Genomic DNA, 4,145 nt, shown 5'->3' with positions numbered 1-4,145 from the left:
TGAGAGAGTCGAATGCTTTTTGAAATCGACTATCCTCAGAAATTCTGTCCTCATCGTTGTCATAATCTACACTCAAATTATTGAATAGTTCAGGATTTTTACTAAATGGTATTTCTCCTAAAACAGGTAAATTATGGCCTTCTTCAATATCCTTGATTTCATAGAAGATATTCCGATACTTATCATAAAGGAGAACTGTACCCATCCCTAAGCTTAAACCACCCATAACTCCTAGAAGTATCAACTTATTCTGACTAGATTCTGCGATCGGTTGACCGGTCGGATCGCGCAAAAGCTGAGGTTGAGAAACTATCTCCCAAGGCACTTCCCGTTGAGCTTTCTCCACCTGCAAGGTCTCTTTCTGAGTTTCCAGTTGGTTGAGAGTTTGAGTAGCAATTTGTAACTGCCGCTGTAGATCATTATACTCACGAACAAAAATCGGAAATTCTTGGACTTCGCGGTCAACAGTGTTTTTAGTTTGTATCAGAGCCTGATTACGAACCTGTAGTACCTCAATTTGGTTGGTGGTATCAACCAATTGTTGAATCAGTTGTAAACGAATTGGATTTTGGAGGGTTCGCACTCGGGGGTTAATCGGTTGACCTCCTAAGTTCTGACCCAGAATCCGTTGTACTTCCCGATTGAGAAGATTTTCTAGGTTTTGCCGTTGCTCTAGTAGGGTTTGAATATTAGGGCTCTCTGGCTGAAAGCGGGCGGATTGTATCGCAATTTTACTTTCTATTTCTTTAAGATCCGCCAGTAACTTCTGATAGTTAGGATCTTCACTTAAGGCAGAAGAAGCTAAAGCTTCCGTTGGCGATAGCTTTAATTGTCTTTGTAAGCTGTTTTTTAAGTTTATTAGCTCTTGTAACTGCCTGGTTGTATCTCTTGTTTGATCGCTAATTTTACGAACTCTATCTGATAATTGTTGCCCATCAAATTGAGGCTCAATTAGCTGATACTGCTGTTGCAAATTTTGCAACTTTCCTTGGATACTCTTAACTCGATTCTGTAATTCAGGAAGTTGATCATTAATAAACTTAACCCCTTGACCAATGCGGGTTGTGCGGTCTTCTAAACTATACTTTTCATATTCTTCAGCTGTTGTTTCTAATACCAACTCTACTAGTTTTTCATCTGTTCCACTATAAGTAACTGATAGGATTTTAGTATCTTCCCCTTGACTTTCTTCTTCGAGACGTTCAACTTTTAAATAATACTGAAGTACCCCAATGGTAAAATCTGGATACTGGAATTTAATTTTATTGACTATTTTAGATAAGATTTCAGGACTGGTTAGGATTTTAATCTGAGTTGCATAGTCCAGTTCAAAATTTCCCGCACCAGGTATTCTTCCCTGACCCCGAGTAAGTGTCATTGGTTCAGTGGATATTGCTGCAGCAGATGTGACTGGTTCCACTAACAGCTGAAAATTACCTGAATATGTAGAGGGAGATTTGCTACTCAAAAAGGTAGCAGCAACAGTCACTAAACCTGCAATCCCTGCAACCACCATGGCTTGGCGTCGGGCAATCCTCAAAAGCGGACCGAGATTTAATCCTTTTTGAGGAGTATTTAACTCATCTTGCTCGTTTAATGTTATTTGTTGCAATTGTCTGCCCCTTTTACTAGTTGATAAGGTTTCAGCCCCCTGTTGTATATCCAAGAGGATGCTAATTTTTGCAGGGAGACACTAATAATTACCAACTCTCAGGGCAATAATCCGGATTGTCCAGGTTTATAACCCTGTTCACATCGATGCTATACTTGATCGATGTCGAAGAAAAATTTATCAATATTCCGGAGTGCCCTCAACTCCTTTTATTTCGGTTATTTATAGTCTTTTTGTTTTTCAAAAGACTTTGGTAATTTAAAACTATCTTTATAGTAAAAAATATCAAAATATTTTATACCAATTATGTAAATTAATTTGACAGATAATTTTAATCTTAATATATCCTGATATTGCTCTTGATTATTACTTTTAATACTTGGAATTATTCCCCGCTTAAATTATCTTTTAATATACACTTAGGATGCTAATTTTTTTGATTTATAGCAGTCGCCAGGGCAGTTAGGACATGACAAAAGTCTCAAACCTAAGTAAGCGCAAGAGTTTGACTTCTGACTTCTGACTTCTGACTTCTGACTTCTGCTATATTTTGTGGTATAACTCTCAACTACTTATATCCAAAATAGGTAAGCCCAAGGATAATTACTTGGGCTAAATTATGGTATTAAAAATTTAATTAACCAGGATTATTAAACAATTACTTAAGAATCCTATACCTAGGCTAAAGAAGAAACCAGAGAATGATCTCCCCTAGTAGAATAAGTTGATTAGGATGATGGGGTATCGACTGCATCCCGCTCTGTGCGAATCCACTTGGTCTGAGGTTCCACCAGAAAAGCCAGATAGAGGGGAATTTTCCACAGAATGTAAATTGGAACAGCTAAGAGCATCAGGATCGGAAAGTCTGCTCGGCAAAATTTAGCCCAACCTTCAACAATCGCAATTAACAGCAGCACCCCTTCTATTAGTAAGACAATAGTACTTATCCATGATGCTCCCAATGCTCCCCCGAGTAAAGCTCCCCCTGTAGCAGCTACCCAAATTAGAACCAATAGGGACAATGGTGGCACACATAAGTCTAATGCGTACGCTAATAGATCGAAACGTCTTTGACGAATAGACTCTTTGAGCAACTTAGGAACTTGGTTTAGCAAAGTCTCGATATGACCATGCTCCCAGCGTGACCTTTGACTCTTTGCTGAAGCGTCTTTCATCAGACGACCTGTCACTCCTGCTTGTTGGCAATATATTGGGGAATGTCCGATGATCGCTAAATCCAAAGCCAACTGCATATCATCAACTGTTTTACTGCCAGCCAAAGAGATTTTGCGAATCACTGACCAGGGGAAAGCCATTCCTGAACCTGTTAACAAACAAGGCAAGCCCAGTCGATGTAACCCACTCGGACGGACTGTATTTTTGAATTTAACCGCCAGGGTAGAGATCAAATCCTTTACTACCGGTTTGTCTGGTTGTGTCATTAAGTAAGTTGACTGAACCGGTCGTTGTGTAGCGATCGCAAGGCGGGAAATCCGTGAAATCGTTCCTTCAGCAACGATACAGTCGGCATCAACCACCACCACTACATCCGGTGGATTAGGCTCGATAAAGCTCATACCGAAGTCTAAGGCATATCCCTTACCTCTGCGCTCATGATCCTGTCGTTCAATTACGGTAGCACCAGATTTCCGAGCCACTGCTGCGGTGTCATCAGTGCAATTATCAGCAATGACTATTAGTCGGTCTTGCTCCGTAAGCTGAGGTAGTAATGTTTCCAGGGTGGCACTGATATCAGAGGCTTCATTGTGAGCTGGAACTAAAACAGCCACCGTTGGTCGGGGTTTCCTAGCATCCGACCATGGCTCAGAGGCATTAGGCAAAATTGCTGCACTACATTCAATAAAAAGAACTGTAATTGGAACGATAAGGGCAAATGCTATTACCAAAAATGGAATATCAATAAATGAGATTAATGGCTGATTAGCTAACACAATTCAACATCCTTAAAGCTTAAAATAAGTTATTTTTTTTTAGGGAACAGGGAACAGGGAACAGGGAACAGGGAATAGGGAATAGGGAACAGGGAACAGGGAACAGGGAACAGATAAGAGGGTGAATTTAACAAAAACAAACCTTTTGTTATCATCATCATTAATAGGAATAATAGACTATATCTTAAATCCAAGAAATAATCGCTAATTAGTAAAATATAACCAGCTCTAAACTAACTATAAGTAAGTTATATGATTTTATTGAAAGTATAATAAAAACCTAATTATATCTATTTGATTATCATGTTACCTATCACCTATCACCTATTACCTATCACCTATTACCTATTACCTATTACCTATTACCTATTACCTATTCTCTCTTCCCTGTTCCCTGTTCCCTGTTCCCTAAAATCCAGAAATTGTCTACCACATAGCAATTATCATAGCTATGAGGGTGTCTTGGTGACATCTGCCCTTTCGCCATGAGCACGGAATACTCCCGAGGTTTCTCCAAAAGCCAGTGCCTCCACAAATCTCGGTAGGGTAATCTCACCTTCATCTAAAATCAGAAAGTCTAC

The 4,145-nt window shown here is 39.5% G+C and carries 2 protein-coding genes; both read right to left on the bottom strand.

Translation table 11 applies throughout. The features are described from left to right. Nucleotides 1–1,612, bottom strand: a 1,612-nt coding sequence (locus F6J94_RS31185; protein ID WP_293047354.1) for a capsular biosynthesis protein, incomplete at its 3' end; no start/stop codon positions are given. A gap of 728 nt (nucleotides 1,613–2,340) precedes the next feature. Then, nucleotides 2,341–3,564, bottom strand: coding sequence for a glycosyltransferase family 2 protein (locus F6J94_RS31180; protein WP_293047352.1), 1,224 nt, complete (start codon nucleotides 3,562–3,564; stop codon nucleotides 2,341–2,343). Nucleotides 3,565–4,145 lie beyond the last annotated feature (581 nt).

This window comes from Moorena sp. SIO1F2 (assembly GCF_010672755.1).
In the GTDB taxonomy this organism is placed as follows: domain Bacteria; phylum Cyanobacteriota; class Cyanobacteriia; order Cyanobacteriales; family Coleofasciculaceae; genus Moorena.
The sequence above is the reverse complement of the archived record's forward strand: the minus strand, read 5'-3'. Positions and strand labels throughout refer to the sequence as shown.